At 65.7% G+C, this 4,106-nt stretch carries 6 protein-coding genes; 3 read left to right on the top strand and 3 right to left on the bottom strand.

Annotated elements, in window-relative coordinates; genetic code table 11:
• A partial coding sequence (locus RMO23_RS11620; protein ID WP_309681623.1) for an FAD-binding oxidoreductase occupies positions 1-404 on the bottom strand: 404 nt, incomplete at its 3' end.
• A 104-nt stretch (positions 405-508) separates the two neighbouring features.
• Here RMO23_RS11620 and RMO23_RS11615 point away from each other — a divergent pair.
• Together RMO23_RS11615 and RMO23_RS11610 are read left to right on the top strand one after the other, a co-directional pair.
• Positions 509-1,441, top strand: coding sequence for a LysR family transcriptional regulator (locus RMO23_RS11615; RefSeq protein ID WP_309681621.1), 933 nt, complete (start codon positions 509-511; stop codon positions 1,439-1,441).
• A gap of 231 nt (positions 1,442-1,672) precedes the next feature.
• Complete coding sequence (locus RMO23_RS11610) at positions 1,673-2,077, top strand: hypothetical protein (RefSeq protein ID WP_309681619.1); 405 nt, start codon at positions 1,673-1,675, stop codon at positions 2,075-2,077.
• 91 nt (positions 2,078-2,168) lie between these two features.
• Here RMO23_RS11610 and RMO23_RS11605 read toward each other — a convergent pair whose 3' ends face one another.
• Positions 2,169-2,495, bottom strand: coding sequence for an EF-hand domain-containing protein (locus RMO23_RS11605; protein WP_309681617.1), 327 nt, complete (start codon positions 2,493-2,495; stop codon positions 2,169-2,171).
• Between the two features lie 190 nt (positions 2,496-2,685).
• Between RMO23_RS11605 and RMO23_RS11600 the strand changes: the two genes are divergently transcribed.
• The gene (locus RMO23_RS11600; protein ID WP_309681615.1) at positions 2,686-3,246 is read left to right on the top strand and encodes a cob(I)yrinic acid a,c-diamide adenosyltransferase; all 561 of its coding nucleotides are present in this window, start codon (positions 2,686-2,688) and stop codon (positions 3,244-3,246) included.
• 163 nt (positions 3,247-3,409) lie between these two features.
• On the opposite strand, the gene RMO23_RS11595 is transcribed toward RMO23_RS11600, so the two are convergent.
• Positions 3,410-3,832, bottom strand: a complete 423-nt coding sequence (locus RMO23_RS11595) for a hotdog fold thioesterase (RefSeq protein WP_309681613.1) — start codon at positions 3,830-3,832, stop codon at positions 3,410-3,412.
• Positions 3,833-4,106 lie beyond the last annotated feature (274 nt).

The raw sequence follows: 4,106 nt of genomic DNA, 5'->3' as shown, positions 1-4,106 counted from the left end.
TCATTGAGCTGCTTGCGCGTCACGCCGGGCTGCACCGTCACGGTCAGATCCTCGGCGTTGATCTGCAGCACGCGGTTCATGCGGCCCAGGTCGATGCTGATGCCGCCCTGCACCGCCAGCAAATGGCCTTCGAGCGAGGTGCCGACGCCGAACGGAATCACCGGCACGCCGTACTGGCCGGCCAGCGCCACCGCATCGGCCACGTCCCGCGTGCTTTCGGCAAACACCACGGCGGCCGGTGGCGGCGCGGCAAACGAGGACTCGTCGCGCCCGTGCTGCTCGCGCACCACCAGCGCGGTCGAGCAGCGTTCGGCAAAACGGGCCTTCAGCGCAGCTAGCAGGGCGGCGGGGGTGTCGCGCTGGGCAATGCCGGGCAGCAAAGGGTCGGGCAGGGGGGCGTTCATGGCGGGCTCCGAAGCTTGAGAAGGGGTTGCCGCACAGTTTACGGCGTGGCGGTGAATAATGGACAGCTTGCAAATCGGGCCATGGCCCGCCACGGGGAGATGGAGTGAACAAGCTGATCGCCATGCAGGCTTTTGTGCGGGTGGTGGAGGCCGGCACCTTCACCAAGGCGGCCGAATCGATGGACCTGCCCAAACCGTCGGTCACCCGCATGATCCAGGCGCTGGAAAAGCAGCTCGATGTCAAGCTGCTGAACCGCACCACGCGCCGCGTCACGCCCACGCCCGAAGGCTCGGCCTACTACGAGCGGGTGTCGGCCCTGCTGGGCGAAGTGGACGAGCTGGAGTCGAGCATGATGCGCGCCAAGGCCAGCCCGCGCGGGCGGCTCAAGGTGGTGATGCCGGCGGCGCTGGCACTGGCCGTCATTATTCCGGCCCTGCCCAAGTTTCACGCGCGCTACCCCGACATCCAGATTGATCTGGGCGTGGGCGACCGCCGCGTCGACCTGATCGGCGACAACATCGACTGCGCGATCCGGGCCGGGCTGCTGCACGACCAGTCGCTGGTGGCCCGCCACGTCGGCGAAATCCACTTGATGGCCTGCGCCAGCCCGGACTACCTCAAGCGCCATGGCATGCCGCGCCAGGCGCGCGACATCGAAAACGGCCACACCGTGGTGGGCTTTTTCTCGGTCCAGTCGGGCCAGCTGTCGCCGATTGATTTCGATGACGAGGGCCAGCCCTACAAGGTGATGGGCCGCTATGTGGTGTCGGTCAACGATGCCAACGCCTACGTGGCCGCCGGGCTGGCCGGGCTGGGCATTGTGCACGCCCCCAGCTTTCTGGTGCAGGCCCATATCAGCAGCGGCGCGCTGGAGCCGCTGCGGCCGCAGTGGCAGTCCGAGCCGGTGCCGGTGCATGTGGTCTATCCGCCCAACCGCCACCTCAGCAACAAGGTGCGGGTGTTTGTCGACTGGGTGGCCGAGCTGTTTGCGCGGCATGACCTGATGCAGCGCAAGAGCACTTTTCCGCGCGTTTGAACGTCTGGTGATGGCGCCCCGGGGCGCAGGCGGGGATTTCAAGCCCCGGATTGTTATAAAAATCGTAATTCACTATTCGCGGCAAAGCTATTTTTCTTATCAATCAGGCGTTTTAAAGTTCACCCATCGATGAGACGACAGCCAAACAAGACGCCGCATCGAGGCTGGACACCCGAGAAAAACCTTTTCCCCCGTCGCCCAGAAATTAACTTCATTTTTAAAGGAAATTTCATGTTGAATACCAAACTCGCCTCTGCCCTCGTGATCGCCGCTTCCGCTTTTGCCGCCGGTGGCGCCATGGCCCAGCCGGTCTTTGCCGAGCAGGCCCTGACCTCGGACCAGGCCGCGCTGCTGGCCAAAACCAACCGCCAGTCGCCCTTCGTCACGGCCGGCGGCACGGCCAAGGCCCGCGCCGACGTCGTGGCTGAACTGCAGGCCGCCCGCGGCAATGGCCAATACGCCGCGCTGGAGAGCGACAGCTATGCGGTGTTCTTCACCCAGACCGGTACCTCGGGCGTGAGCCGCGTCCAGGTGCGCAACGAGGCGTCCGCCGCCCGTGCCAGCGGCGAGCTGGATCGCCTGGACAGCGACAGCGCGTTCGCGTTCTTCCCTGCCAGCAAAGCCAGCAAGGGCTGATCGTTGGCGAAAAAGCGGGCCAAGGCCCGCCTTGAGGCCCACGCCCCAAGCCAAAAGCCTCCCGTCGCGGAGGCTTTTTTGTGGGCGCGCCTCAATGCGTCAGCGCGTTGTCAAACTCCTCGCGTGACAGGAACTGGTCCTTGTTGAGGTCGAACTGGTCAAAACGCAGCGAAATCGCCGGCAGGCGCTCGGCCTCGCTGCGGCTGAGCTTGCCGTCGTGGTTGCTGTCCGCGCGCGCAAACGCGGCATCGACCTGGCGCAGCGGCGCCTTGCCGGGCGGCGACTCCGCTGCCGCGGTGGTCACCGCGCCGTGCGGCTGAGCGGTGGCGGTGGCCGACGGCTGGGCCGCCACGCCCGCGCCCAGGGCGAGGCAAAAGGCTGCCAGCAACAAGGGCAAAGTGGTTTTAGGGGCACACATAAAATGATCCGTGGCAACTCGTCAAACAAGCTTGCTGAAGTTGAAAACACCCTGATTGCACCGCATTTGGCGACAGTAAGCGGGTACTTTTTCAGGATGTTGCGTCGCTGACATCTGGTGTGACCGGCGCACATCTGCTTTCCTCATGTAACCTGCGGGTTGCTTCACCACACCGCACGGACTTCACACCATGGCCAACCGACTCTCACAAATTGCCACGCGCACCGGCGACAACGGCAGCACCGGGCTGGGCGACAACACCCGCGTTTCCAAAGACAGCCTGCGCGTGCACGCCATGGGCGATGTCGACGAGCTGAACTCGCAGATCGGCCTGCTGCTGTGCGAGGACATGCCGGTTGGCGTGCGCGAGCTGCTGGTCGAGGTGCAGCACCAGCTCTTCAACCTGGGCGGCGAGCTGTCGATTCCGGGCTTTGAGCTGCTCACGCCCGAAGCCGTGGCCCAGCTCGACGCCGCGCTGGCCGAACACAATGCCCGGCTGCCGCGCCTGGCCGAATTCATCCTGCCGGCCGGCTCGCGCGCCGCCGCGCTGGCCCATGTCTGCCGCACCGTGGCGCGCCGCGCCGAACGCGCCGTGGTGGCGCTGGGCGCCGCCGAGCCGCTGAAAGACGCGCCGCGCCAGTACCTGAACCGCCTGAGCGACCTGCTGTTTGTGCTGTCACGCGTGCTCAACCGCATGAACGGCGGCGACGATGTCTACTGGAAGAGCGAGCGCAGGGCAAAGCAGGGGTGAACCCCCCTGTTGCGGCTCACTGCGTGGAGCCGCCTCTCCCCTTGCAGGGGACGCCGCTGGCGGCCCGGCATAGCCGGTTCCGCTGCGGCCTTGAACGAGAGGCGTGAAATACGATTGCTATTAAATCAATAGCTGTATACGCTCACTACACTTGGGCCAGCGCTTATTTTGGCTGCAAAACTGCCATGGTAAGGCGCGACACGCAGGTCAGCTCGCCGGCGTCATTGTGCAGCTCGATCGACCAGACCTGGGTGCTGCGGCCTATGTGCACCGGGCGCGTGATGCCGGTGACCCAGCCGCTGGTGCTGCCGCGCAGGTGGTTGGCGTTGATGTCCAGCCCGACGGCGCGGTGGCCTTCGGGGGCGGCGTAGTGCGCACCGCAGGAGCCCAGCGTTTCGGCCAGCACCACCGACACCCCGCCATGCAGCAGGCCGTAGGGCTGCAGCGTGCGCGCGTCGACGGGCACGCGGGCGCTGATGAAATCGTCGCCGACCTCCAGAAACTCGATACCCAGGTGGGTGACGGCGGTGTTGACGTTGGAGGCGGTCAGCAGGTCGACGGAGATGGCTTGTTTCCAGATGCGCATGAGGGCTCCAGCAAAGTGTGTTGAGGGGGTGTCGAGGGGGTATTGACGGGCGATGACGGGGCACTGCGGGGGCAAGGCCTCCACTATACGGTGAGCGCCTACAGCCGGTAGGCCGCTTGCCCGGCCCACGGCAGCGGGTGCGCGCGCTTACGCTGTGACAAATGGTGATGAAAGCACGGCTGCAATGACACGCGCCCGCAAATGGCTGCTGGGGCTGGGGCTCGTCCTGGCCGCGCTGGGGCTGCTGGCCTTCGCCTTGTCACGCCTGCTGCCG

This window comes from Polaromonas sp. (genome assembly GCF_031411155.1).
GTDB lineage: Bacteria > Pseudomonadota > Gammaproteobacteria > Burkholderiales > Burkholderiaceae_C > Polaromonas.
Note: the sequence above shows the minus strand (reverse complement) of the source record. Positions and strands in the feature narration are given on the sequence as shown.